Below are 25,331 nucleotides of genomic sequence, written 5' to 3'. Positions count from 1 at the left end.
CGGCAATCCGGTCGCAGGAAGGCTCGTATGCCACTTGCAGCCAAGGTGCTCTCTTCGGCACTCAGCGTAGCTTTGCTCATTGGAGGAACCGCTGGGATTACCGGAGCGGAAGCTTCGAACGGTAATGGGGGGACGGAGGCTGGCCTGCAATCACATAAGGGGGACAGTCACGTGAAAGAGATTCAACTGGAATATCTGGATCGGGGTTTGGTGGCTGCATCGACATCTGAAGGTGTTTTTCTCAGTTGGAGATTGCTTGGTGACGAGGCCACAGGGTATAGCGACAAAGGGCTGACAGGTACGGACTTTAACGTCTATCGTGATGGCAAAAAGATCGCTACCGTCACCGACAGCACCAACTATGTAGATGCCGCGGGCAAATCTTCTTCCCGTTATGAAGTGGCAGCGGTGAACAAGAAGGGGAAGGAGAGCAAACGCAGTGCATCCGTCAAACCTTGGGCGAACGGGTATGTGGACATTCCACTGCAAAAACCCGCCGATGGTGTGACGCCTGCGGGAGAAGCTTATACGTATTCCGCCAATGACATGAGCGTGGGTGATGTGGATGGGGATGGTCAATATGAGTTTTTCGTCAAATGGGACCCTTCCAACGCCAAGGACGTATCGCAAAAAGGATATACAGGTAAAACCTACATTGATGCTTACACCTTGGACGGTCAGTTGTTGTACCGGATCGATCTTGGGGTCAATATCCGTGCAGGTGCTCATTATACACAGATGCTCGTTTACGATTTTGACGGGGATGGCAAGGCTGAGATGATGTTCAAGACCGCGCCGGGCACGAAGATTATCAAATATAACAAAAAAGGAAAAGTGACATCCGAGAAATACATTACACTTCCGAAGCAGGATCGCAAGGCAGGGTACTCAAACGAAGATGATTATCGCTTGAGTGCTGATGGGTACTACGATCATATGGTGGATATGTTCAGAAACTGGCATAAGCACGACGAGGTTGTAAAGGGGAACTGGCCTGCGACATTAGAAGAAGCTTTTGGAATCGAGAAAAAATATAATTACCCATTATCTCAGCAGGATGCCGAGGGCCTGGCTGACTACTTCATTGATGTATATGCGGTAGAACGCAGTAACCGCAATGAGCTGCGCAAGTTCGAAGGTTTTATCGTGGATGGTCCTGAGTATGTTACGGTATTTGAAGGCAAATCGGGCAAAGAGCTGGAGACCATCCCATATGAACCTGAGCGTCATGATGATGGCCTGATGTGGGGCGATTATGCCATGGCACGGATCGAACCTGGGAATCGGGTGGACCGTTTCCTAGCCGGAGTGGCTTATCTGGACGGCAAGAAACCATCTGCTATATTTGCACGCGGATACTATACACGTTCAACGATGGTTGCCTACAATTGGGACGGCAAGAAGCTGAAAAAGGAATGGAAAGTGGACAGCGGTTGGACGCCGATGAAGAACCCGTTCAATGACGGACCGCACGGCGTAGATGGTACAGATCCGCAGTACGGCTCCATTACAACTCAGGGAGCGCACTATTTCAGTGTGGCGGATGTGGATGGAGATGGTAAACAGGAGATTATCTATGGCTCCGCTACGATTGATCATGACGGCAGCGTGCTATACAGCTCAACAGACCTGATGCCTGCCGAAAGTGCTGCGCCTGGAACGATTGCCCGTCTGGGTCATGGGGATGCTCTTCATGTGGCAGATATCGACCCGGATCGTCCGGGACTGGAGATTTTCATGGTTCACGAGGGTGGTCCGTGGGCGCCATACGGCTATTCCCTGCGTGATGCGAAGACCGGAGAAGTAATCTATGGTGGGTACACGGGGAAAGATACCGGTCGCGGCATGGTGGGTGATGTTGATCCGACTCGCCGTGGACTGGAGACATGGGCTGTAGGTTTGTGGACAGCTAAGGGTGAGAAAATCAGTGATCAGATGCCGGGAACGAATATGAATATCCGTTGGTCTGCCGATATGACGACACAGATCGTTGATGGTGCGATTGATGTTACACCAACCATCAAAGACTGGAATCGTGGCACGTTGCTGACGGCAACAGGCACATTGACCAACAATCACACCAAAGGTACACCTTCCCTTGTAGCTGATATCTTAGGGGATTGGCGGGAAGAGATGCTGGTGAGAACCACGGACAGTTCCGCGATTCGTATCTATCTGAGTACCGAGAAGACAGACCGCAAGCTGTACACGCTGATGCATGATGCGATGTATCGTGTGGGCATTGCCGGACAGAACAGTGGATACAATCAGCCGTCCTATCCGTCCTTCTATATGGCATCGGATATGGACTGGTCCAAAGTAACGCTACCTAAGTTCTACACGCCAGGTAAGGGCGGAAAGTAAGCAGGCTGGATGAGCACTGCCTAGCAATAGCACTACAACATGTGAGCCTGTAACGTAAAGCAGCGTTGGCATTTTTAAGAATTGGCATCGAAGCTTAAAAGCTCTGGAATCCCAATGTGTCTCGCACATGGGGTTTCAGAGCTTTTTTCACATAAGGATCTGCGGATAAAGCTTGGCGTTTGCTCAGCCATCCATGTTACGTCATTTTTTTACATCGTTGGAGTCTAGATGCACGGTAGAAGCGAATGCTTTAATGGTGTATTTACCTTGATCATGGATCAATGTGGTGATGGAGCACTCCGGGATAAGTTGGTTCTGCATAGCTATAAAATCGGAATGCCAGACGTTAAGCTCGCGCTCGCTAAAGGTTTGCACCAGAAAATCAGTAATGAGTCCACCATGTGTAACCACAATAATGTTACTGTTCTCTGGCTCTTCATTAGCTAATTCGGTTAGGAGGGAGGCCAGACGTTCACCAGCCTGTTTGGCCGAGTCTCCCACGGGTGGAATGTAATCTGGCTCAGACGTACATCGATCCCACATCGCAATGAATTCTTCGAATGACTGATCCGGGCAATCGCCCCAATTGGCACGTTCGCGCAGGCGAGGATCTTCGGTTATATGAAAACGGGTGTGGCGGGCAATCATACTTGCAGTTTCTCGGGCCCGTTGAAGTGGGCTGGTAAGGATTTTAGTAACGGGAAAGATAGCTCTGGCAAAATGAAGTGCTGTGGCTTCGGCTTGTAAAGCCCCTTCGGCAGTGAGGGAGACATCACCGATTCTTCGTTCTTTGAGACCATGTCTCACCAAATGAAAGGTGGTACTCATGATTGGAAACCTCCTTAGTTATAGACAGTTCACATAAATGATTAGATGATAAACTAATTATATATTCATCTAATTAAATATTGCAATGAGGCTTTTAAGCAAGACAGTTTATATTCAACCTATAGAATTGCTACAATGGAGAAAAGTGAGGATCGATCGTTGAAGGAATGGAGGTATCGACATGAGCATCACAAAGCCTTGGACAGGAAGCCTGTATCAGGAGGGTTTGCGAACAGAGGATTGCGGGCCGCGATTTTACGCGTACTACTACAAGCAATGGGACAACTATCGTATGTCCTATCACAATCATGATTCGACAGAGATCATGTATATTATTTCGGGAATGTGCCGGGTGGATGTGCAGATGTCGGATGGGAGTTCGGAGCAGGCCGTTTTGAAAAAAGGGCAGTTCATTATGCTCGACGCAGGTGTCCCGCACCGTTTGCTGGTGGAAGATGGTGTCCCTTGCCGGATGCTCAATGTGGAGTTTGGTTTCTCCACCTCGTCTCCCGGACAGCTATCCATCCGCCAGCTTGCGCTGGAAGAGGAAGAAGTCCACACTCTACTCACTAATGCTTCTCCATATCTGGTACTGCCTGACCCGGAAGAAGTGTATCATATTATGAAAAGTCTGGTGCTGGAACTCGATCAGCGTGGTCTACTGGAGCAAGGAAGAGCGCCCACGTCAATGAGGATTATTCCACCTGAGGAAAGGTTGCATCACCGGGAAGCCCGGAATCTCTCGTCCCCGGAACAGGGTATGCTGGTGCGTACGCTGTTCGTGCAGTTGCTGGTCCGTGTTGCACGTCTGCGCGGAGAAATGAGCCGGAGTGCGCCAGATCAGGCGGAACTGTACGTCAAACGAACCATTGAATTCATGCATCACAATATGGATCGTAACATTCAGATGAAGGATATTGCGGCAGCAGTTAATCTGCATCCAGGCTATTTACATCGTATTTTTCGTCAGCACACGCAGCGCACACCTACCGACTACCTGACGATGCTTCGAATGGAAAAGGCCAAGATGCTGCTTCAGCAGACCAATATTCCGATTTCGGAAATCTCTGACTATGTTGGAGTAGGCAGTCGTCAGTATTTTCATATGTTGTTCAAAAAATATACAGGTCGTACGCCGGTTGAATTTCGCTCCTCTATGGAACGACATGTCAGTCAGTACCCGTCCGATGAATGAGCCGATTGCAGTTATTTCGAATACAACTGGATTATTGGAGCTAGCGCGTAAAAGTTAGGATTTTTGACAACAAGATCTTGAACAGGTCATGATTTTGATAACGCTTCCCTATATGCGGTTGGTACAATGATTTCATGAAGAGAGTCATTAACCGAAGCGAAAGATTCGGATTAAGGGAGGACATAGGGATGTCTTTTAAAGTGGCGTTTATCGGGGCAGGAAGTATCGGATTTACACGGGGATTGTTAAGGGATTTGCTCACGGTACCCGAGTTTAACAACATCGAGATTGCGTTCTGCGATATTAACCAGCACAATCTGGACATGGTGACTGAGCTGTGTCAGCGGGATATCCGTGAGAATGGATTGAATATTCAGATTCAGCCGACAACAGATCGTAAAGAAGCATTGAAAGATGCGAAGTATGTACTGTGTACGATTCGTGTTGGGGGACTGGAAGCATTTGCAACAGATGTAGATATTCCACTGAAATATGGGGTAGACCAATGTGTCGGCGATACGCTGTGTGCAGGCGGCATTATGTACGGACAACGGGGAATCGCCGAGATGCTGGACATCTGTAAGGATATTCGTGAACAGAGCGCACCCGACGTGCTGCTCTTGAACTATTCCAATCCGATGGCGATGCTCACATGGGCTTGCAACAAGTACGGTGGTGTACGGACGATCGGACTGTGTCATGGCGTACAGCATGGTCATCATCAGATTGCGGAAGCTTTTGGATTGAAAAAGAGTGAAGTGGATATTGTCTGTGCCGGCATCAACCATCAGACCTGGTATATTCAGGCTTCTCATGAAGGTAAAGACCTTACAGGTGACCTGCTCGAAGCCTTCGAGAAACATCCGGAGTATAGCCGTACTGAGAAAGTGCGGATCGATATGCTACGCCGGTTCGGATATTACAGTACAGAATCGAATGGTCATCTGAGTGAATATGTGCCGTGGTACCGCAAACGTCCGGAAGAGATTAACGAATGGATCGACCTGGGCAACTGGATCAACGGAGAGACAGGTGGGTATCTGCGCGTATGTACCGAGGGGCGCAACTGGTTTGAGACTGATTTTCCTAACTGGATGAAGGATGAACCGATGCAATTCATTCCGGAAAAACGGGGCGAGGAGCACGGTTCATACATTATTGAAGGGCTGGAGACGGGACGTGTCTATCGTGGACATTTCAATACCGTTAATAATGGAGTCATCTCCAACCTGCCGGATGATGCGATTATTGAGGCACCGGGATATGTGGATCGCAACGGGATCTCTATGCCACATGTAGGGGATCTGCCCCTTGGCCCGGCGGCGGTATGTAATGTGAGTATTTCCGTGCAACGGCTCGCGGTTGAAGCCGCGGTGAACGGAGATGACAAATTACTTCGTCAGGCGTTCATGATGGACCCGCTCGTGGGTGCCGTATGTAATCCAAAAGAAATCTGGCAGATGGTCGACGAGATGCTCGTTGCACAGGCCGAGTGGTTGCCGCAGTACGGAGATGCGATTGCAGCTGCAGAAACAAGACTTGCTGCAGGTGACCTTATTCCAACAATGGAATATGAAGGAGCGGCAAGACTCAAGGTGAAAACGGTGGAAGAAATGAAACAGGATCGCGATGCTGCGAACAAAAATGCGGGCGAATCCGATAAAGGGAAAGATCGCGAGAAAGTGCAGCAATAGATAAAAATGCGTAAGGGCCTCTCCAAAATTGGAGGGGCCCTGTTTGTTTTTATTTTTTTTCGACACCACGGATAACAAAGGCAAAAGAGGTATCACCCAAGGAAACCTGGGAATTTTGAGGGGAAGTCCAGCGGGCAAAGGCTCCATAATAATGAGTACCTTTTTCCTGCGCTAACTGGAATGAACCTTCTCGTAAAGAGATGGGACGTGCCACTCCATTTACATATTCGACAAGAGTTAACTCGTCAGGTGGTACATTTGTACCCAGATGAATAGATATATTCTCGCCTACCAACACGGAGACAGGTACCTGACCTTCCAACAGTTCCATATCACCTGCATAGTCTGCACACATACTTTCCCAGCAATAACTGCCCTGTATAGCAGGAATAGGAGTGCCACTTTCAGTCTGTATCACTAGTGTAGGCAGTTTTGTTTGTACTATGACTTGGAGTAGGATTACAGCCGGATAATATAAGCAAAGTTGAAAGAAATACCAATGTGGTCAATGTTCTTATCGTATTGAAGAATTTTATTTGCAAGAGAGGAATGTTGCTAGTGTTACTCTTGCGATGCATATTTACCATGTGATACATATTACCTTTACAGACATAGTAATGTGTCTTATAGTATACACAGGACGGAAGAAAGTCGGTGAAACTCGTAGATGGATGTGCAAGTGATTAACAGTGATCTGATTCGGGGCAATATTGACCCCATCATTCTGAGTGTACTTATACCCGCAGATAACTATGGCTACAGCATTATTAAGGAGATCTATCGTAAGAGCGGAGAGCAGTTTGAATTGAAGGAACCTACGCTTTATTCCAGTTTGAAGAGGCTGGAGAAGAGTGGATATGTGGAGTCCTACTGGGGGGAAGAGACGCAGGGAGGACGACGCAAATATTACCGAATTACAACGCAAGGCCTTAAAGCCTATAGAGAGCAGGTTCATGCTTGGCAAGCAGCCAAGGCACTGATTGATTGCATGATTGTCACTGGAGAAAAAGGAGATGAAGACCTATGAGATTGGAAGCTCGCATCACTCGTCATGTGAATCGTTTGTTCGCTCACGCACAAGATACATTAGACAATCGAGAATTAAAAGAAGAGATTCACAGCAATCTCGCTGCGCGGATTGACGATTATATCTCGCAGGGTATGAGTGAAGAGAAGGCGTTCCAGACCGCCATTCAGCATATCGCTGGTATGGATGAAGTGATGAGTGACCATCGAAGGGTACAACGTGTTCCTTACTGGACAGCGTTGTTGCAGTCTGCTCTGATTTATAGCCTCGTAGCCTGGATCATTACCATTCCAATGAGAGTGCTGATGCAAGGCTCCGCCATAAACAATCTGCTTATGATCGTGAGTCTCATTGTTGGTGGCATGTATGTATTGTATCTGTTGATCAACAAGACGAACGATTCTGCAACCTCCGTGAAAACCACGGTTATTCGAATCCCTGCCTTAGTGCAGTGGAATCGCAGGATATGGTGGTTGTGGGCAGCATTAATACTCGTACTATGGGGAACGCAGGCAGCGTTACGATTCGGAAGCAACATCTGGTTTAATCGACCCATTCAGGTGGATGGACCCTATCAGTTTGCTGTGATCGTCATTGCCTTTGCCATCCCATTACTGAGTGTTATTATTCCTTTGGTTGTGCATCGGGCGTATCGGATTGTTAGTAAGTATGAAGTGAGTGATGCGTTATGAGAATTAGAAACATATGGATTATAACACTTGTTGTGTTGGGCATCAGTGGCTTAGTGATTGTTGAAGGCTTCGTTAATCCGAAGATCGAGGCGAAACAGACTCGGTACGAGGAAGAGCAGCAGAATCCGCTGACACATAATTTTGCCGCTTTAGCCAAATATCGCAGTCCCTACATGGGTGATAATTCAAACCTTAGTCATCTGAATCAGGCTTTACCTTTACGTGAAAGATTGAATGGTTACCAACTGTACCCGGAGACGTTCACAGCTCAAGTGAATTATAGCTTGGATACGCGTGAGATGGATGCAGAGGAACTTGAGCGGATACTCGTATATAATGCGGTTGCGAACTTTGTTATGATCGATAATCTGGAGCAGATCGTCTACCAGTTTGACAATACCAGCCATACCTTACGTCGTGAATCTGCCCAACAATGGACAGGTACGGAATTAAAGGAGCTTCAGAATCCGGAGTTATGGAATTCGACTGTACGCGAGAAGCTGGTGGAACCGGGACAAGTGAAAGAGGCTTTTTCACAGATTGTTGCCAATTAAGCTGCATGAAATAGAAGGAAATAAGCAAGAGACTCGACTCTTCTCCCATGCTATGTTATTATAAATCTCTGATAACGTGGTAACGAACTAAAGCGTTTGGGTTTTGGTTATAGACATGGAGGGGTTCGAGAGATGAGAAAAAAAGCGATTTTACTATTATTCATTAGTATATGTGTATTGATTGTGGCTGGTTGTTCCAGTTCCGCAAGCAAAGACGATAACACGATTGTTGTAGGAATTGATGACAAGTTTGCTCCAATGGGCTTCCGGGACGAGCAAAATGAAATTGTTGGTTTTGATATTGATTACGCAAGAGCTGCAGCGGAGAAAATGGGTAAAGAAATCACATTCCAGCCAATCGACTGGTCTTCCAAAGAGTTGGAGCTGAACAGTGGCCGGATCGACATGATCTGGAACGGGTACACCATTACAGATGAGCGCAAAGAGAAAGTACTCTTTACGAAGCCATATCTGGAAAACAGTCAGGTAGCTATTACACTGGTGGACTCGCCAATCACAAAGCTGGATGAACTCGATGGTAAAAATGTGGGATTGCAGGCTCTCTCCTCGGCGGCAGACGCCCTCGCGGCAAGTCCTTTGAAGGACAAAGTGAAAACATCGGAATTCAAGGATAATGTACTTGCACTGACCGATTTAAAAACGACACGGCTGGATGCAGTCATTATTGATGAAGTGGTTGCGAGATATTACATGTCCAAGGAAGAGGGAAAGTACAAGTTGTTGGATGAAGCCCTTGCGCCGGAGCAATATGGTATTGGGATCAAAAAAGGCAATGAAGAACTTCTGAATCAGCTGCAAAAAGCGCTGGATGAGTTGAATGCAGACGGAACAGCGGCTAAGATCTCCACTCAATGGTTGGGTGAAGATAAGGTTCTGAAATAGACAGGTGTGACACCTGAAATATGAGTTAAAACAAAATGACCCCGTATTCCACGATGGAGCCCATGAAGCTGCTGAGGAATGCGGGGTTAACAGATTAGAGGAGACATAATAATGAGTTGGGATTATATTTTTACCGTGATGAAGCCGATGCTGGAAGGGGCTCAGATGACGATTTTCATGTTTTTGTTCGCTATCGTGCTCTCTGTGCCGTTTGGTTTTGGGATAACGTTAATCATGCGAAGTCGTTTCAAACCCCTAGCCTGGATCGCACATATGTACGTCTATGTTATGCGCGGAACGCCGCTATTGCTGCAAATTTTCTTCTTCTGTTTCGGTCTGCCGCTGTTGCCTGTAATTGGCGAATATTTAGTGTTTGATCGATTTGTTGCAGCAGCGATTGCGTTTATACTAAATTATGCGGCATATTTTGCCGAAATCTTCAGAGGTGGATTGCTCTCCGTAGACAAGGGGCAGCATGAGGCAGCTAAAGTGCTGGGCTTAACGAGACGGCAAACGATGATGAAGGTCATTATCCCGCAGATGATCCGCGTGGTATTGCCAGCAACAGCCAATGAGTCCATTACACTGATTAAGGATACGGCATTGTTATATGCTGTTTCTGTGCATGAGTTGTTGTATTATGCTCAAGCGGCAGTGAATCGGGATGGGCAGTTGATTGCTTTTTTCATCGCTGCGATTATGTACCTATTGATGACCCTGGTACTTACTTTGCTGTTTAAAGGATTGGAGAAGCGGTTTTCATTTGAATAAATTAAATCTGATCAATCAAAGGACTGTCTGCATATGACACATATATTAGAAGTAAATCAGTTGAGAAAATCATTCGGTACACTTGATGTGCTGAAGCAGGTATCTTTCAAAGTGGAACCAGGCGAAGTGATTGCCGTGATCGGGCCTTCGGGTTCGGGAAAAAGTACGATGCTGCGCAGCCTGATTCATCTGGAGGATATTTCGGGAGGAACGATTCGCATTCAGGATCAGACGTTGGTTGATAATGGCCGTTACGCTGGTGCGGCGGATATTCGAAAGATTACGGATCGCATGGGAATGGTATTTCAGCATTTCAACCTCTTCCCGCATCTGACTGTAAGGGAGAACTTAGAACTCGCACCAAAGACGTTGAAAAAAGATGGCTTGGCAATCATCCGGAAGCGCAGTCTGGAATTACTCGGCAAAGTAGGGCTGTCGGACAAGGCCGATGTCTACCCTGGTAATCTGTCCGGTGGACAGAAACAGCGTGTAGCTATTGCCCGCGCACTCATGATGCAACCGGATATCCTCCTGTTTGATGAGCCGACATCGGCACTCGATCCCGAACTGACGGGAGAAGTGTTGCGTGTCATCAAACAGCTTGCGCAGGAGAACATGACCATGATGATTGTCACGCATGAGATGGGCTTTGCCCGTGACGTTGCGGATCGCGTATTCTTCATGGATAACGGCGAGATCGCAGAGGCAGGGCCTCCAGAACAGATCTTCGGCAATCCAAAGCTTGCACGTACCCGGACGTTTTTACAGCGGGTGGACATGCAAGGGGAGTCTCGTTGAATTGATTGAAAGAATTATATTATATAGAAATATAACCTATACGCGATGAATACATTCCAGGGTGTGTTCATAGCGTTTTTTTGGTGCGCAGATAAATAAATTCGATATTCATATTTAAAAATCGTGAAGTAATTAAATTAGGTATAAATCAACGGAACTGATTAATTAATAACTAATTTTATAGCTGAAACCTCCTAATTGTGTAGGTATAAAGTATGTTATTTAGAATAAAACCCACTATTTGTTACTTTTTATAAATATTTATGATATGGTTTAAGGATTATTAATAAGAGGAGGAATATTATGAGATACAATTCATTATTGAAATTATGTATGGTTTCTATTTTTTTTATTACGTCTTTTGCTTTTGGTTCGTCTGCTTTAGCTCTATCTGATGATGCGACCTACGATGAGGAAAAGTATGAGATTGTCAAGGGATCTTCTAACCTACACCAAGAGAGTGATGAAGTTAAAAAAAATTATGCAACAAGCAAATTCCCTAATAGTCTTATATCTTTGGGAGAAGTTAAGTTAACTGATACAGAAACTGGTGAAACGAACCTTGGTTTAATTGAAAATGTAGAAATTGAGAAACTATATGACCTTGTAGATAAACAAACTGGTGAGGCAGCTGTACATTATAAAGCAGAAATTATGGCTTCAACAGAAAACCAAGGAAGTGATAATGGAGTTGATAAATCTGGAGGATTAAAATACTTTCAAACAATCTATTATACGGCTACAACAAATGTTGTCGATTATATAAATATTAATAAAATTGACTATAGATTTGAAAGACAAGATCCACAGTATGTAGTAACTCAAAAGAAAATGCTCATCAATCAAAGGGGGGCAGGTATTAACGATAATAAGTACAAAGATCAATTTATTACAGTTGATTTAAATAGCTCAGGAACGATATTGGTTAGAGATTTCGGATGGGTCGCTACTCGATTTGATCATCTAATAACTAGATTAGGAACTAAAACAACTGCTTTAGTTACGAGAGGGTCGAATTCGTGGGAATTCTCATTTAGTATGAATCCGAGGTAAGAAAAAATAATGAAAGGTGGAATAATTTTGAGAAAACCGAGATTTTCAAGAATAATATTATCCGTTCTATTACTCATTTCATTGGGAAATACTTCTGTTCTTGCACAGGAAAACGAACATTCATTTGATACTGAAAAGTATACTATTAAAAGAAGTTATGCTGACACTCATAAACAGAGTATATTAAATGAAAAAGAGTTAGAGTCAAGTCTTCTTGGGCATACATCTAGTTCTCAAATGGAGATAGCAATGGATAACGATGTAACTGGTGAGAAGATAATAGGGTCTGTAGAAGAATTACAAACCCAAAAACTGTATGACCTGATTGATAAACAAACTGGAGAAGAAGCAGTCCAATATAAAACTGAAATTAAAGCATCATCTGAGCACCAAACAAAAGGTAATGAATCGGACTCGAATAATGGTATGACTTTTTATGAGACAATTTATTATACGGTTCATTTAGATGATCCTGGATTTAGTTATATAAACATAAATAAAATCGACTATCGATTAGAGATTAAGGACTCATTGTACAAAGTAACTGAGAAAAAGATGGAGATTCATCAAAATGGTATGGGTATTAGTGGTAAAGCAATAAGTAATCAAACTAAAATTTTAGATATAGGTATTTCTGGAACGATACTTCCAAGAAATTATGGATGGTCACCAGTAAATGTTCCTTCCCCAGGAGCCAGAGTTGTTACTAGAACTACAGCGAAAATTGAAGTAAAGGGCTCAACCTGGAATTTTTTATTTGCTCTAAATCCTAGGTAAGGTCAGCTGTATTAGTGTGACACGTTTTTTAATATTTAAAGGCATATCCCATACACCAGACTGGCTGTGAATCAGCGAGTCAGGACAGAGGATATGCCTTTTGGTTTCTATAGCGTTAATAGTCTATTACTTCTATATCGCTTCAATATCTTATCTAATGCTTATACTAAGCTTGAAGTCGCTTTATTTAAACTTGGAAAACAGCTTCACTGCTTACATTTTCGTTCTCCGTGGTGCGATGCATCAGGAAATACGTTAAGGTTCCTCCAAGACCAATCACGGCGAATATGCACAGAATACCAATCTGATCCCAGGTTACACTGAACTGTCCACTCGAGATAACTGCTTTATAACCTGTTACCGAATAGGTCATAGGCAGCCATGGATTAAACACTTTCAGCCAATTTGGAATTAGTTCGAGCGGGAAGGTGCCTGCACTGGTGGTGAGCTGGAAGATCAGCATCAGAATCGCAAGAAAACGACCCGGATTCTCCAGCCAAGTCACCAGTGCCTGAATGATGTACATGAAGCTTAGACTGGTAACAAAGCTGAACAAGAGGAACAATGGAACGCTCTGAACATCCAGACCCAAACCGTACAAGACCAGCCATGAAGCAAGCAGGGACTGTACAGCACTCATGAGCGTGAAGGACAGCGTTTTACTCACAAAACGATTCCAGCCACTTGCCTCACTAACCGTGCTGCCGCGTGTTGGCACTACCAATGTGGCAATTAATGCCCCTACAAATAGCCCGAGTGACAGGAAGTATGGCGAGAATCCTGTACCATAGTTAGGAACCTCGTTATATTTATGCTCATCGACCTGAACAGGCTCTGCATACATGGTTACCAGCTCATCGGTCTTCTTCACACTCCCCGTCTGCTCAGCCGCTTCATTCAGCTTGGTGGCAAGTTTGCCAGAGCCGTCCGTTAGCTTAAGCGTACCTTCTTTTAACTGACCGGCGCCGTCATCAAGCTTATGTGAACCATCTGCAAGGGTTGAGATTCCGTCTGTAAGCTGGCTTACACCCGCAACCAATTTGCCTGCACCAGCATTCAATTGACCTGAACCATCCACAAGTTTGGCTCCGCCAGCGGCTGCTTCGGATAATTTGGAATTGAATTGTTTCAGCCCTGTTGCAAGCTTTTCTTGTCCGGCGGACAACTGCGTAGCTCCTTGTACCAGTTGTTGTTCACCCTGTACCAACTGACTGCTGCCTTGATGTAGTTGCTGTTGTGCAGCATACAGGTTTTGGCTGCCTGCCACTAATTGCTGTCCACCCTGATACACTTGTTCGCTGCCAGCGGCTACGGCCTGACTGGCTACCAAGAGTTGCTGCACAGCAGGACTTGCCGCAAGTTCCGGACTGGCTTCAGCTAATTGGGCGAGCCCTTGTGCAACCGCTTTGGTACCTTCGCTAACTTTACCACTGCCCTCAACAGAACTTTGCAGCCCAGCAGTCAGCTTTGCACTGCCTTCCTCGGAAGCCGCCAGTCCTGCATCCAGCTTGGCTGCGCCTTCCTGAGCAGATTGAAGGCCAGCCTGTAGTTGTTTGCCGCCTGTTTCAGCCTGGGTTGCTCCATCACTTAGCTTCGTGCCTGCTGCTGCCAATTGGGACAATCCATCCGACAGGGAGCTGGCTCCTGCATGAAGCGTGCCGATTCCTTGTGCCAAGGTAGCTGTACCCTCTTTTAACGGTGCCACACCTGTTTCCAGTTTGTCGGTTCTATCCGCCAGTTTGGACAGGTTCTTTTTCAATGTGGCAGCACCGTCATCCAGCTTGGTTGCGCCCTCGTTGATCTTGTCAGCACCAGCTCCGGCATCTGATAAACCGCTAGAGATCTTCTCCACCTGATCCAGTAACGTTTCGGTATACGACTCAGTTACTTTGGCGGAGATTTTGGATTTGATCTGTTTGACCGCAGTTCCACCAATCTGACCCGCGAGGAAGTTGTATCCTTCATTGGGCTCATAGATCAGCTCCGCTGGTTGTGGGTGATCCTCCATCAGAGTGGTAGCTTTTGCTGAAAAATCCTCGGGGATCACGATGGTCATATAATACTTGTCGTCTTCCATACCTTGCTCCGCTTGTTCCCGTGTCACGAATTTCCAGTCGAAATCATTACTTTTTTTCAATTCATCGACCAGATTCTGACCGACTTCCAGCGATTTGTCATTGTAGGTTGCGCCCTGATCCGTGTTGACCACTGCCACAGGTAACTCATTCATTTTGCCATAGGGGTCCCAGAATGCATTCAGGAACAGGCCGCTATACAGCACCGGAATGAACAGTACAACGAGAATTGGAATAAATACTTTTGGTTTTTTAAAGGCGGACTTCAGATCCTGCCCAAATACGTGGAATGATTTCATCATGTTCTCTCCCTATCCTTACGCTAATCCGTTTGTTTTATCTCTATTATGTGTTGAATCTAGTACATGCCTTTTCTAGGTGGGGGATAAGCCATTCTTGAGAAAGAGGCCCACAAAATCCTTGATCTTATCTTTGTGCAACGTAGGATGCGCTTTGTTCCAATCTGAGGTTAAGGTGACATACAGCTTCAGCAGGACAAAAGAAACCAGCTTGGGATCGTCTCTGCGAATCTGCTCCAACTCCATGGCACGGCTCACCTGACGCTCCAGATATTCGAGAATGGCTGTCTCCACTTTCTGCAAACCTTCCTTGGCTTGCGGTGTACCAAACTCGTTGACCTCCTGAAAGAGCTTGATCAACAGCTCATGTTCCTCCCGGTACTCCAGCAAAGAATCCATACTCATATGCACGTTATCCAGAAAGGAGTTCTCTTCCTTCACCGTCTGCTCTGTAATCTGTCTCATATCCGCAATGATCGAGCGCAGAATCTCGCTAAACAGTTCTTCTTTATTATCAAAAAAAGTATAGATCGTTCCCTTGCCCACATTGGCAAGTCTCGCAACCTGCTCCATCGTTGTGGCCTTGTAGCCAAACAGGGCAAAGGATTTCTCGGCAGAGTCCATCACCTGTTGCCTTCGATCTATCGTTTTCATCGCATATACACCTCCTTGTAGGTTGAAAGGATAATGGTAAGGTAAGTCCTATATTGACCGTTTTACTATTATAGTCAGTTGGTCGTTAACAACTGTAGCACTTGAACAGGGAAGGTGGATGTGATCTTTGTCATGGTATGGATAGGACAGGTGCGAATGTGATGCTCACATGAAAACCCTGGGGGATTCGCACCTCAGAATTTGTCGAAATGGGCAAAATTGTTACCTTAAGGCAACATGTAGGCATAATTTGATTGAATAATGATATGGAAAGTCATAGAATAATAGTGAAAAAACGTGTTTTTGATGGTTCGGGTTGTTGAGATACGTGTTTTTTCGCTGTCGCACTCCGTATGGAGTGCGTGGATTGAAATATAAGGTTGTTCGCGTAATTCGGGTTGGTGGCGTAGTCGCACTCCGTATGGAGTGCGTGGATTGAAATATCATCCCAACAAAGTGTCCCTGTATCCTTGTCCGGTCGCACTCCGTATGGAGTGCGTGGATTGAAATTCTGGATCCGGAGTTAAGGTCTATTTTTTGTGAGCGTCGCACTCTGTATGGAGTGCGTGGATTGAAATGCTGTTGCGGACGGTAGTTTGCAAGGCTGTGTTAAGTCGCACTCTGTATGGAGTGCGTGAATTGAAATTTTAGATGGTGGGCTCGGGTTTGGGTTTGGACTCGGGTCGCACTCTGTATGGAGTGCGTGGATTGAAATATAGACATAGTTGGTATTAGGTTTGAGATTTTTAGTCGCACTCTGTATGGAGTTCGTGGATTGAAATAGCTGCACGTGCACCAACCGGCAGGCGCTTCTGGAGTCGCACTCTGTATGGAGTACGTGGATTGAAATCGGCCTCTAACCAAGGAGGGATACAGATGGCAGGCGTCGCACTCCGTATGGAGTGTGTAGATTAAAATAATAGCATTCAACTGAGCTGAACTGCCTTATGTATCGCACTATGTGGATTGAAATTGGATAAACCCAATTGTGAAATTATCAGTAAATTAAGGTTGCACTCCGTATGAAGAATGTGTATCGAAATTTGAAGGTATCGCTGAGTCTGATGCAATTGTCGGTGTCGTACTCCGTATGGAGTGTGCGGATTGAAATGATGTAGGGAAAGTAAAGGACCCCAACACCCTTTAGTGGCACTCTATATGGAGTGCGTGGATTGAAATTTCAAGCTCCTTGCGGACCCGATCGCGTTCAACGAGTCGCACTCCCTATAGTGTGTATGAATTGAAATTTTGGTAGGAGGAAGAGCATGGTTTCGGTATCTAACTGAGCTCCTAATACGAGTAATGAATTCACAGATGGCTGAGCTGTTTGTGTTTTTTGTATGGCAACGGTTAGAACTACGATTACTACATAAGCATTGCTACCTGTTTTTTAGAAAGATCCAGAAATGCCGCTTGCATGAATGAAGTACACCAAGGAACACATTGGCCCAAATAACTGCTCTCTATTCTTATAATGTTAATGAGTTGAATAGCTGATTGAAAAAAACTCGTAACTATGTCTTAGTTGAATCCGTCTACTAGGTTGAGGTGATTGATCATGCAACCATTTAAATATTGGAGCCAGCGTTTGAGTATACTTTTAATTCTAGTCATTATTGTTGGCTGTGGAACATCGAATAAGGGAGAAATAACATCCAAACCCCAGGAAACGATTACGAAAGAAGTTTCAAAGGAATCAACGAAACGATGCCCGGGAACCCTTGAATGGATTGATTTTCTGATGATTCATAATGTTACATATTTTCAAAACAACGAAGGGGCCAAAGTGGTACCTGCAGAGCAAATTGGGGATAGGGTAGGGGAAGTGAGCTACATGCTGAACGAGCATGCGTGTGCGGATCACGTGACCGAGAATGGTGATGCGGCATATCTTCCAATTGGAACTGTTATATATGAACTGAAAGGTTATAAGTCGCATTATCGCGTAGTAGCGAATAATAAGGTTTACGAAGCAAAAGAAAATCCCAATGCTAAGACAATGGGAGACCTGATGGACATTGAAGACAAAGTGGAAAAAGTCAGCCTTGAAAGCGGGAACGATGGCAGCCCAATCGGTGACTTTCCCCAGGAAGCCGCATCCGAATTCATGAACGAGCTTTTGCCGTTGCGATATGTTGGCTTTGATGAGGTGTATAAGAAATCCAAGCATGAGACAGGGATTTTTTTACGTGTGCACCTTCAAGATGGAACATCTTTTCGAATGGTTTATTATCCGAAAGCGAATGCTTTCTCAGCAGGTGCATTTGGAACAGCAAAGTTACAATCATTAATCGTTTCTCAGAGAAAAGAAATTAAAGCAGCTGCAGGATTATAGTGGATTGGAGGTTCAACAATCAGTTGATGACACCACTGTCTGTTAAATGATACCGGGAAGGTATAGAGCCTACCCTGGTATCAACAAAAAAACCAAGGCTTTGAGTTCAGTCACTCATGAGCCTTGGTTTTTACTGTGTCTTATTACTTTTATCTATATCCTATTAATTCTATTCTGCACGTACTTTAAAGAATGAGATCAGTTCTTGCAGTTGCTCGGATACAACCGAGAGCTCATCGGAGGCACTCACAATGGCTGCCATGGAGGCTTCCTGCTCATCAATTGACTGCTCAATTTGTTTACTGCTGCTTGCTGCCTTGCTGACATTGGCAGACAGTTCATCGGCGGTGGCAGACATTTCCTGTGTGCTTGCCGAGATTTCTTCAGTAGAACTGGAGATATCCTGAATCTGGTTTGCAACTTTATTCGTAGCAGTCAGAATATTCTCGAAGAATACACCAGTCTCTTGGGTAACTTCCAAGCCTTTGGTAACTTCCTTGGAACCCAACTGCATCGCTTCGGAAGACTGCATGATATCCCGTTGAATTTCTTCAATTAACTGTCGAATTTGCTTCGCTGATTCCTGCGATTGCTCTGCCAGGTTACGTACCTCGCCTGCAACCACGGCAAAACCTCTTCCTTCTTCACCTGCGCGGGCTGCCTCGATTGAAGCGTTAAGTGCAAGCAAGTTGGTTTGTCCAGCAATCTCCGTAATCACGTTAACTATGTTGCTAATCTGGTTCGAGTTATTTTCCAAAGACTGAATCGAGTTTGACGTATTTTGCACCGCACCGGAGATCAGGCGCATCTGCTCAATGACTTGTTGCATCACCACATTACCTGTGCTGGAGCGCTGCTCCATGCTGAGTGCTTCATCTGCCACATCGGCTGAGCTGCTGGCGATCGTCTGCACTACCGTTGACATCTCTGTCATGGCACGAGCGTTCTCCACAGTGGCTTTGTCTTGTGACACCAGTCCAGTAGAGATTTCTCGAATATTGGTGCTGATGGATTGAATGTTCACATTATTTTTCTCGGAAATGCCCAGTAGTTGTTTGGAAGACTCCGAGAGGTGATGTGAAGCATTCTGTACTTTATAGATGGTTGTATTGAAGCGATGGATCATCGCATTAAACTTCTCGTTGATGATACCCAGATCATCTCGTCCGGTATCGATGGTTACGTCCAGATTACCCGTGCTGACTTCTTCGATACCTTTCATCAGATTGCGGATCGGAAGCAACGTTCTTTTCAGCAAAATGAATTGCAACACCATGAACAGGATCAGGAAACCGATCAGGAACATCAAACCGTACGTAAGCAGTTTGTTCAAACCTTTTGGAACGGCACTTGCATCTACATCGAAGTAAAGAGCAGCGTACATGGAGCCATCTGCGTTATTAATCGGATAGATCAGAGTGGTCCAGGTTCCGTACTCATCCGTGTAGAAATCACTGAAGGCAGGTTTTCCGTCCTTTTTCATCTGTTCCAGCACTACGACGTTATTCTGAGGCAGCGGGTACATGGCACCTGCGGGCAGATTACCTTCCTCGAATGGTTCCAACAGGTTCGTTGGAATCGCGATGATGGACGTTCCGTTTCCTTGCTCAAGTTCTGAACCAAAAATGTACGCTTGCGCGATGTTTGGATAGAATTCATGGATGGAATCGAGATAAGTTTTCATTTCCAGCTGTATAGGACCGGAGTAGCTTTTTTCCTTAGCCGCTTCTGCCACTTTGGCAGTGTCGAGATCATCATACCATTTTTGGGTGATGACGGTAGCCTGGTCGTGCAACTGTTCAACCAAGATATTTTTTTGCAATTGATACGCGGCAGTAATCAGGATTACACCGATCAACATGATGCTGCCGAATGAAATCACCAAATTTTTGATGAAGAAAGGCATGGTACTCCAGCGAAGCTTATTAAACAAGATGGTTCACTCCTTCTACGATTGTGACGAAGGACTTATCCTGGGTGTTGTACACGCTATGTAATTGTTGACTTAAAAACTGTGAAATCGTCCCTAAATATCCTGTCTGATCAAATTCTCTTTTGTTTCTAAAAGCTTTTCGTAATGGGTTTTGCTATTCACGTATATGAACTCCAGGTAAGTTCTACTCTTCAGATATATCGTTATATAGGCATATTAATATTAGATATTTGCAACAAAATAGGACTTATGAACCGGTTCCAAGGTTATAATTGCGCTTTTTTCATTATATTTCTTGTATATCCATGAAAATTTCATAGTGATACATATCATTTTTGATCGCGTTTAAGATTCACTAAAGGTTCGTCCCCTACCATGGTTACATAAGCCTCGGTTGCTTAACAGAAACCAAGAAGGAGGATTCATCATTTGAATATTTTATTACGAAAAGTTGCAGTAACGGCATTGTCCGTGACGATGGTAACGACATCTTTTGGTCTGATCGGAAGTCCGAATGCGGCATTTGCCGCAGAAAGTACAGCGACAACCACGAGTGTAGGCGTGACGCAAGCTTATGAATCGTTGTTCCAGACGGATAACGTCATTGATGTGAATGTAACGATTGATGATGCAGACTGGAAGAGCATGCTCGAGAGTCCGCTGGATAAGGATTATAAGAATGTTAGTGTGGAAGTGGACGGCAACAAGCTGGACAATGTCGGTTTCTCCACCAAGGGCAATCTGACCCTGAAAGCTGTAGCCTCAATGGAAGATTCGGACCGTTACAGCTTCAGACTGAAGTTTGATAAATACGACAAAACACAAACCCTGCTTGGACTGGATAAAATGGTACTAAACAATAACTACGCCGATCCGTCGTACATGCATGAAGTTCTTCACTATGAAGCACTGCGCAGCATTGGCATGGATGTACCAATGACGAACTATGTTAATTTGTACGTTAACAGCGAGCTGGTTGGTTTCTATACTGGCGTTGAAGCAGTGGATGATAGCTATCTGGAGCGCAACTACGGTGAGGATTACGAAGAAGGCGTCCTCTATGATACGGATGAGAAGAGTTATCTTCAATATGAAGAGGGCAGTGACTACAGTACAATCACCAAAGATTTGGGTACAGATAAAGACAAAGCCAAACTCAAAACCTTCATCCAAACGCTGAACGAGATGCCAGAAGGTGAAAAAGGTGATATTGAAAATGTACTGGACGTGGATTCGGCGCTTCAATATATTGCAGGCAACATGGTTTTTGGCAACTATGACAGTTATAACGGCGACAAAGGGCACAACTACATGCTCTACAGTGATGCCGCTGGCAAGTTCACCGTTGTTCCTTGGGACTTTAACATGTCCTTCAACGGGTACTCGGGTGGAGGCGGACGTGGCACAACAACCGGATCAACCACGACCAACACCAACGCAACAAACGTATCTGTGGACGAGCCGGTACTAGGCATTAACATGGAAAATGTACCGATGATTAATAACCTGCTTGCTGTGCCGGAGTATAAGGAAAAATATTTGAGCTACGTCAATAAACTGACGGACTACATGGAAGGCATTCAGGATCGTATCACTGGCCTTGCCGATGAGATTCGTCCTTATGTGGAAGCAGATTCCACGAAATTTTATACGACAGAACAGTTCGAATCCAACATCGCTTATTCTGCAAATGCAGACGCGGCAGGTGGTATGGGCGGTACACCACCAGCAGGATTTGAAGGCATGACCCCACCTGAAGGCATGGAAGGTATGACGCCGCCTGAAGGTTTCGAAGGAATGACACCTCCAGATGGAACAACACCTCCAACTCAGCCGGGTACTGCAACCGGAAACGGTACAACAGATGCAACAACGGGTACAGATAATACGCAGACACGCCCTGGTGGTAACTTTGGCGGTGGGGGCGGAGGCATGGGCTCCATGGCAGCCGGGTCACTGACGACATTTGCACTGAACCGTCTTGCGAATCTGCAAGAGCAACTTGGACGTGAAGTAACGCCTTTGCCTGAGACTTCGGAAGAGACAGGTTCGAACACCTCATCTGGAACAACCGACAAAACCATTACCGTAACTCTCGATGGTAAATTGATCACATTCCAGGATCAGGACCCGCTGCAGCAAAGTGGCCGAGTGATGGTGTCTGTGAACGCAATCCTCGAAGCAATGGGTGCAGAAGTGACTTGGGACAAAGCGGCGAAGACGGTAACAGCGGTTCTGAATGATCAGACCCTTGTGCTCAAGATCGGAAGTAGCACCGCAACCGTAAATGGAGAGACACTTGAAATTGATGCACCAGCGATCATTCAAAACAGTCGCACACTTGTGCCTGTACGCTTCAACTCAGAAGGACTGGGACTTACCGTGGACTGGGATCAAACCGCTGCACAAGTAAGCCTTACATCCAAATAAGAAATATCTCCTGCAGATCAACGTTAGTATGGAGAACGAGAAAAGGGATTCGATGGTCAGATCGAATCCCTTTTTGCTCTGTTTTGTCAGGTTAGACGGAGCGAACATCCAGCAAAATCCGGCCTCGTCCATGTCCGACCTCACTTAGTCCGTTTAAGATTTAAAATCTGTTACAATAGGGAAAAGGAGGGACTTCATATGGCCCCTGATAAAACAAAACTTTTCCCGAATGAGAATATCCGTACGGTATGTTACATTCAAAACCTGCCGCCGCGTTCCAACGTGGACATCGGTGATTATACGTATTATAGTGATAACACAAATCCACCAGAGCAATTCTATGACCGGATACAGCATCATTATGACTTTATTGGTGATCGCCTGGTCATTGGAAATTTCTGTGCAATTGCGGAAGGTGTGACATTCATTATGAATGGCGCGAATCATCGGATGGAGGGTATGACCACGTATCCGTTCAACATTTTTGGTGGAGGATGGGAGCGTGTGACACCTACAGTGGAACAACTTCCATATAAGGGTGACACGGTACTGGGGAACGATGTATGGCTTGGACAAAATGTAACGATCATGCCTGGTATCAAGATTGGAGACGGGGCAATCGTTGCCTCCAATTCAACCGTTGTTAAGGACATTGAACCCTATACGATTGTTGGTGGTAATCCAGCCAAGACTGTTAAAAAGCGTTTTGACGAAGAGACGATTGCACTGCTGCTGGAATTGAAGTGGTGGGATCAGGATGAGGAATGGCTGGATACGCATTTGGAACGTCTTGTCTCTACATATGATCTACAGATCTTGCGCGAACTTCTGAACAGCAAATAGGCTGGATGTGCATTGTGCTTAAAAGACAAATAAGCTGGTTCCTGACGGAGCCGGCTTCCAAGCAAATCAGGCCCTGGACCGTTTTGAGCGGATCAGGGCCTCTTGTTGTCCAAGATGAAATGTTAATTTAACGAGTGGGTGGTCGTAGGGTACAATCAGACTTTGTTGATGGGGGCTTCAAATGAGTGTGATTTTCTGTATGATCCGAGTTTGTCTGTTTGCCTGAATAAAAGTTAATGATATCATCAACGGTAGTAAACACGACATTTAAATCCATATTATCATTGTGTGTTTGAATAAAAACCTCTTTTCAATAAGTTGTTGCGTTGTTTAATTTAAAGCTTCTTTCATGCTTAAGCCTGCTGTGAATACAGGAACTTTACCTGCAGGTAGTTGAATTTCTTTGCCTGTTTTCCGGCTTCTTCCCGTTCTTGCCTCACGCTTCTGCACTTCAAATTTCCCGAATCCGACCAGTTGAACTTCTTTGCCTTCTTTGAGAGCTTCGAGAATCGAGTCCAGTACAACGGTTACAGCTTTTTCAGCATTCTTCTTGGAGAAACCGCCAGCCTTAGCTACTTCTGTGATCAATTGTTCTTTATCCATGGGGAATACCTCGCTTTCAATCTTGGGATGTGAAATCTTTTCTTTACTGTGCAACATATGTGTAAATAAAAAGCTGCCTTATTAATAAGGCAGCTTTCATATAATTAAAGTTTAGTAACGTTCTCAGCTTGTGGTCCACGGTTACCTTGAGTTACTTCAAATTGAACGCGTTGACCTTCGTCCAAAGATTTGTAACCTTCACCTTGAATTGCACTGAAATGAACGAATACATCTGTTCCTTCTTCAGTTTCGATAAAGCCGAATCCTTTATCCGCGTTGAACCATTTCACTGTACCTGTTTGCATGTGATTCCTCCAAAAAATAAGTTTTTAGCCGATCATTATGACGAGTATAATTTAAAATTGACACTCACCTGGTGCATTTAAACCACGAACTTGATGTCCGCTAATGTATCGATTAATATGATAATACCATGTCCGCTAATATAAGTCAAGATTTGGAGGTATTTTCTAATGAATCAGTCATCAGGGGTTTCGGTGCAGCGGGAACCGACAGTAGAGGAATTCATACATATGCTTGCTAAAGAGGGGGAATTGCATCCCAAAACCGTGAAGGAATATGCAAGTGATCTGAAGCACTTTATTGAATGGTACAAGGAAAGCACCATGCTCAGCGCAGAGTTTTCACTGCGAATTGAAGATGTGGATACATCCACTTTAGTCAGTTATCGTGAAGATGCTCACCAAGTTATGTTATTGAAACCAGCCACCATTAACCGGAGATTGATTACGCTGAAGCGTTTTTTCAAATGGGCTGTCTTGGAATCCAGGCTCAGTCATGACCCTTCCAAACCATTAAAATTCATTCCGGAAGACAAAGTAAGTCCACGCCGAATGACATTGGAAGAAGAGCAGGCATTCCTCGCGGCAGTGGAGTATGGTAATTCCCTTCGTGATCAGACCATCCTCACCCTTATGTTTCACACAGGCTTGCGAACGATGGAGGTATGCAACCTCAAGCCTCATGATATCGAAATTGGTAGACGAAGCGGTCACCTGACAGTGAGCGCAGATAAACGCAACGTGCAACGTAAGATCCCTCTGAATATGCAGTGTGTTGTCATATTGAATCAGTACTTATCTGATCTTGCTACCGATCGTGCGTATCTTTTTCCTTCAGAGAAGACAAACGATCGTTTAACGGAGAGAGCATTGCGCCACCTGATTAAAAAAGTAATGATAACAGCAGGGCTGGAAGGACTGAGTTCACACGACCTGCGTCATCGTTTTGGCTACGCCATGGCTGAGCATACGCCACTGCACCGTTTGGCCGAGATAATGGGACACACCAACCCAGATACAACAATGATTTATTTTAAAGCATTAAGTACGAATCATCGTAAAGAACAAGAATGAAGACTGAATTATAGTCAGAATCAAAACACCTCTTATTAGAAGTACTTCGAAATTTTCCGTGTTTGTATTACTTTAACCTACCTTTAGCATTCATATACGATCCTTCACATTTCACTTAGGCACTGCC

22 protein-coding genes are annotated in these 25,331 nt (G+C 45.1%); 15 read left to right on the top strand and 7 right to left on the bottom strand.

The window, feature by feature from the left end:
• Positions 1 to 27 precede the first annotated feature (27 nt).
• Positions 28 to 2,364 (top strand): rhamnogalacturonan lyase, encoded by a 2,337-nt coding sequence (locus tag MHI01_RS13260; RefSeq protein ID WP_340984859.1) that lies wholly within the window; start codon positions 28 to 30, stop codon positions 2,362 to 2,364.
• Positions 2,365 to 2,565: 201 nt separating this feature from the next.
• Here MHI01_RS13260 and MHI01_RS13255 read toward each other — a convergent pair whose 3' ends face one another.
• Entirely contained in the window at positions 2,566 to 3,192 is a 627-nt protein-coding gene (locus MHI01_RS13255) for a histidine phosphatase family protein (RefSeq protein ID WP_340983321.1), read from the bottom strand.
• A gap of 181 nt (positions 3,193 to 3,373) precedes the next feature.
• On the opposite strand from MHI01_RS13255, the gene MHI01_RS13250 reads away from it, so the two are divergent.
• Together MHI01_RS13250 and MHI01_RS13245 are read left to right on the top strand one after the other, a co-directional pair.
• Positions 3,374 to 4,387: an AraC family transcriptional regulator gene (locus tag MHI01_RS13250; RefSeq protein ID WP_340983320.1), complete on the top strand. Its 1,014-nt coding sequence runs from the start codon at positions 3,374 to 3,376 to the stop codon at positions 4,385 to 4,387.
• A gap of 188 nt (positions 4,388 to 4,575) precedes the next feature.
• Positions 4,576 to 6,081 carry an alpha-glucosidase/alpha-galactosidase gene (locus MHI01_RS13245; protein WP_340983319.1) on the top strand — a complete coding sequence of 502 codons (1,506 nt, stop codon included), beginning with the start codon at positions 4,576 to 4,578 and terminating at the stop codon, positions 6,079 to 6,081.
• Between the two features lie 49 nt (positions 6,082 to 6,130).
• Here MHI01_RS13245 and MHI01_RS13240 read toward each other — a convergent pair whose 3' ends face one another.
• Positions 6,131 to 6,412 carry a hypothetical protein gene (locus tag MHI01_RS13240; RefSeq protein WP_143781497.1) on the bottom strand — a complete coding sequence of 94 codons (282 nt, stop codon included), beginning with the start codon at positions 6,410 to 6,412 and terminating at the stop codon, positions 6,131 to 6,133.
• A gap of 336 nt (positions 6,413 to 6,748) precedes the next feature.
• On the opposite strand from MHI01_RS13240, the gene MHI01_RS13235 reads away from it, so the two are divergent.
• The 8 genes from MHI01_RS13235 (at position 6,749) to MHI01_RS13200 (ending at position 12,656) form a co-directional block, all read left to right on the top strand.
• Positions 6,749 to 7,108: a PadR family transcriptional regulator gene (locus MHI01_RS13235; RefSeq protein ID WP_076253369.1), complete on the top strand. Its 360-nt coding sequence runs from the start codon at positions 6,749 to 6,751 to the stop codon at positions 7,106 to 7,108.
• Positions 7,105 to 7,800: a permease prefix domain 1-containing protein gene (locus MHI01_RS13230; protein ID WP_339197463.1), complete on the top strand. Its 696-nt coding sequence runs from the start codon at positions 7,105 to 7,107 to the stop codon at positions 7,798 to 7,800. Before MHI01_RS13235 ends, MHI01_RS13230 begins: the two co-directional genes overlap by 4 nt.
• Complete coding sequence (locus tag MHI01_RS13225; protein WP_340983317.1) at positions 7,797 to 8,354, top strand: DUF4825 domain-containing protein; 558 nt, start codon at positions 7,797 to 7,799, stop codon at positions 8,352 to 8,354. The genes MHI01_RS13230 and MHI01_RS13225 overlap by 4 nt, the downstream gene beginning before the upstream one ends.
• 132 nt (positions 8,355 to 8,486) lie before the next feature.
• Positions 8,487 to 9,257: an amino acid ABC transporter substrate-binding protein gene (locus MHI01_RS13220; protein WP_340983316.1), complete on the top strand. Its 771-nt coding sequence runs from the start codon at positions 8,487 to 8,489 to the stop codon at positions 9,255 to 9,257.
• Between the two features lie 111 nt (positions 9,258 to 9,368).
• Positions 9,369 to 10,028 carry an amino acid ABC transporter permease gene (locus tag MHI01_RS13215; RefSeq protein WP_340983314.1) on the top strand — a complete coding sequence of 220 codons (660 nt, stop codon included), beginning with the start codon at positions 9,369 to 9,371 and terminating at the stop codon, positions 10,026 to 10,028.
• Positions 10,029 to 10,061: 33 nt separating this feature from the next.
• Positions 10,062 to 10,826 (top strand): amino acid ABC transporter ATP-binding protein, encoded by a 765-nt coding sequence (locus MHI01_RS13210; protein WP_340983313.1) that lies wholly within the window; start codon positions 10,062 to 10,064, stop codon positions 10,824 to 10,826.
• 303 nt (positions 10,827 to 11,129) lie between these two features.
• Complete coding sequence (locus MHI01_RS13205) at positions 11,130 to 11,879, top strand: hypothetical protein (RefSeq protein ID WP_340983312.1); 750 nt, start codon at positions 11,130 to 11,132, stop codon at positions 11,877 to 11,879.
• A 27-nt stretch (positions 11,880 to 11,906) separates the two neighbouring features.
• Positions 11,907 to 12,656 carry a hypothetical protein gene (locus MHI01_RS13200; protein ID WP_340983311.1) on the top strand — a complete coding sequence of 250 codons (750 nt, stop codon included), beginning with the start codon at positions 11,907 to 11,909 and terminating at the stop codon, positions 12,654 to 12,656.
• 187 nt (positions 12,657 to 12,843) lie between these two features.
• On the opposite strand, the gene MHI01_RS13195 is transcribed toward MHI01_RS13200, so the two are convergent.
• Positions 12,844 to 15,030, bottom strand: coding sequence for a YhgE/Pip domain-containing protein (locus tag MHI01_RS13195; RefSeq protein WP_340983310.1), 2,187 nt, complete (start codon positions 15,028 to 15,030; stop codon positions 12,844 to 12,846).
• 75 nt (positions 15,031 to 15,105) lie between these two features.
• The gene (locus MHI01_RS13190) at positions 15,106 to 15,684 is read right to left on the bottom strand and encodes a TetR/AcrR family transcriptional regulator (RefSeq protein WP_340983309.1); all 579 of its coding nucleotides are present in this window, start codon (positions 15,682 to 15,684) and stop codon (positions 15,106 to 15,108) included.
• 1,558 nt (positions 15,685 to 17,242) lie between these two features.
• Here MHI01_RS13190 and MHI01_RS13185 point away from each other — a divergent pair.
• A complete protein-coding gene (locus MHI01_RS13185; protein WP_340983308.1) occupies positions 17,243 to 18,019 on the top strand; it encodes a hypothetical protein in 777 nt (258 codons plus the stop codon).
• Between the two features lie 169 nt (positions 18,020 to 18,188).
• Here the strand turns inward: MHI01_RS13185 and MHI01_RS13180 are convergent, their stop codons facing one another.
• Positions 18,189 to 19,925, bottom strand: a complete 1,737-nt coding sequence (locus MHI01_RS13180) for a methyl-accepting chemotaxis protein (RefSeq protein ID WP_127547408.1) — start codon at positions 19,923 to 19,925, stop codon at positions 18,189 to 18,191.
• A gap of 456 nt (positions 19,926 to 20,381) precedes the next feature.
• Here MHI01_RS13180 and MHI01_RS13175 point away from each other — a divergent pair, with 456 nt between their 5' ends.
• Complete coding sequence (locus MHI01_RS13175) at positions 20,382 to 22,382, top strand: CotH kinase family protein (RefSeq protein WP_340983307.1); 2,001 nt, start codon at positions 20,382 to 20,384, stop codon at positions 22,380 to 22,382.
• Positions 22,383 to 22,580: 198 nt separating this feature from the next.
• Positions 22,581 to 23,225 carry a Vat family streptogramin A O-acetyltransferase gene (locus tag MHI01_RS13170; protein WP_340983306.1) on the top strand — a complete coding sequence of 215 codons (645 nt, stop codon included), beginning with the start codon at positions 22,581 to 22,583 and terminating at the stop codon, positions 23,223 to 23,225.
• Positions 23,226 to 23,555: 330 nt separating this feature from the next.
• On the opposite strand, the gene MHI01_RS13165 is transcribed toward MHI01_RS13170, so the two are convergent.
• Together MHI01_RS13165 and MHI01_RS13160 are read right to left on the bottom strand one after the other, a co-directional pair.
• Positions 23,556 to 23,828, bottom strand: a complete 273-nt coding sequence (locus MHI01_RS13165; protein WP_036606368.1) for an HU family DNA-binding protein — start codon at positions 23,826 to 23,828, stop codon at positions 23,556 to 23,558.
• 104 nt (positions 23,829 to 23,932) lie between these two features.
• Complete coding sequence (locus MHI01_RS13160) at positions 23,933 to 24,133, bottom strand: cold-shock protein (protein ID WP_017690333.1); 201 nt, start codon at positions 24,131 to 24,133, stop codon at positions 23,933 to 23,935.
• A 168-nt stretch (positions 24,134 to 24,301) separates the two neighbouring features.
• Here MHI01_RS13160 and MHI01_RS13155 point away from each other — a divergent pair, with 168 nt between their 5' ends.
• Positions 24,302 to 25,204, top strand: a complete 903-nt coding sequence (locus MHI01_RS13155; protein ID WP_340983305.1) for a tyrosine-type recombinase/integrase — start codon at positions 24,302 to 24,304, stop codon at positions 25,202 to 25,204.
• The last annotated feature ends 127 nt before the right edge of the window (positions 25,205 to 25,331 follow it).

The sequence above is a fragment of the Paenibacillus sp. FSL M7-0656 genome, from assembly GCF_038003225.1.
Taxonomy (GTDB): Bacteria; Bacillota; Bacilli; order Paenibacillales; family Paenibacillaceae; genus Paenibacillus; species Paenibacillus amylolyticus.
This window is presented reverse-complemented; position numbering and strand designations above follow the sequence as displayed.

What these genes read in the sequence shown, in the direction of transcription:
- MHI01_RS13260 (WP_340984859.1), top strand. Translation starts at nt 28, where the DNA reads ATGCCACTTGCAGCCAAGGTGCTCTCTTCGGCACTCAGCGTAGCTTTG.
- MHI01_RS13255 (WP_340983321.1), bottom strand. Translation starts at nt 3,192, where the DNA reads ATGAGTACCACCTTTCATTTGGTGAGACATGGTCTCAAAGAACGAAGA.
- MHI01_RS13250 (WP_340983320.1), top strand. Translation starts at nt 3,374, where the DNA reads ATGAGCATCACAAAGCCTTGGACAGGAAGCCTGTATCAGGAGGGTTTG.
- MHI01_RS13245 (WP_340983319.1), top strand. Translation starts at nt 4,576, where the DNA reads ATGTCTTTTAAAGTGGCGTTTATCGGGGCAGGAAGTATCGGATTTACA.
- MHI01_RS13240 (WP_143781497.1), bottom strand. Translation starts at nt 6,412, where the DNA reads ATGGAACTGTTGGAAGGTCAGGTACCTGTCTCCGTGTTGGTAGGCGAG.
- MHI01_RS13235 (WP_076253369.1), top strand. Translation starts at nt 6,749, where the DNA reads ATGGATGTGCAAGTGATTAACAGTGATCTGATTCGGGGCAATATTGAC.
- MHI01_RS13230 (WP_339197463.1), top strand. Translation starts at nt 7,105, where the DNA reads ATGAGATTGGAAGCTCGCATCACTCGTCATGTGAATCGTTTGTTCGCT.
- MHI01_RS13225 (WP_340983317.1), top strand. Translation starts at nt 7,797, where the DNA reads ATGAGAATTAGAAACATATGGATTATAACACTTGTTGTGTTGGGCATC.
- MHI01_RS13220 (WP_340983316.1), top strand. Translation starts at nt 8,487, where the DNA reads ATGAGAAAAAAAGCGATTTTACTATTATTCATTAGTATATGTGTATTG.
- MHI01_RS13215 (WP_340983314.1), top strand. Translation starts at nt 9,369, where the DNA reads ATGAGTTGGGATTATATTTTTACCGTGATGAAGCCGATGCTGGAAGGG.
- MHI01_RS13210 (WP_340983313.1), top strand. Translation starts at nt 10,062, where the DNA reads ATGACACATATATTAGAAGTAAATCAGTTGAGAAAATCATTCGGTACA.
- MHI01_RS13205 (WP_340983312.1), top strand. Translation starts at nt 11,130, where the DNA reads ATGAGATACAATTCATTATTGAAATTATGTATGGTTTCTATTTTTTTT.
- MHI01_RS13195 (WP_340983310.1), bottom strand. Translation starts at nt 15,030, where the DNA reads ATGAAATCATTCCACGTATTTGGGCAGGATCTGAAGTCCGCCTTTAAA.
- MHI01_RS13190 (WP_340983309.1), bottom strand. Translation starts at nt 15,684, where the DNA reads ATGAAAACGATAGATCGAAGGCAACAGGTGATGGACTCTGCCGAGAAA.
- MHI01_RS13185 (WP_340983308.1), top strand. Translation starts at nt 17,243, where the DNA reads ATGCAACCATTTAAATATTGGAGCCAGCGTTTGAGTATACTTTTAATT.
- MHI01_RS13180 (WP_127547408.1), bottom strand. Translation starts at nt 19,925, where the DNA reads ATGCCTTTCTTCATCAAAAATTTGGTGATTTCATTCGGCAGCATCATG.
- MHI01_RS13170 (WP_340983306.1), top strand. Translation starts at nt 22,581, where the DNA reads ATGGCCCCTGATAAAACAAAACTTTTCCCGAATGAGAATATCCGTACG.
- MHI01_RS13165 (WP_036606368.1), bottom strand. Translation starts at nt 23,828, where the DNA reads ATGGATAAAGAACAATTGATCACAGAAGTAGCTAAGGCTGGCGGTTTC.
- MHI01_RS13160 (WP_017690333.1), bottom strand. Translation starts at nt 24,133, where the DNA reads ATGCAAACAGGTACAGTGAAATGGTTCAACGCGGATAAAGGATTCGGC.
- MHI01_RS13155 (WP_340983305.1), top strand. Translation starts at nt 24,302, where the DNA reads ATGAATCAGTCATCAGGGGTTTCGGTGCAGCGGGAACCGACAGTAGAG.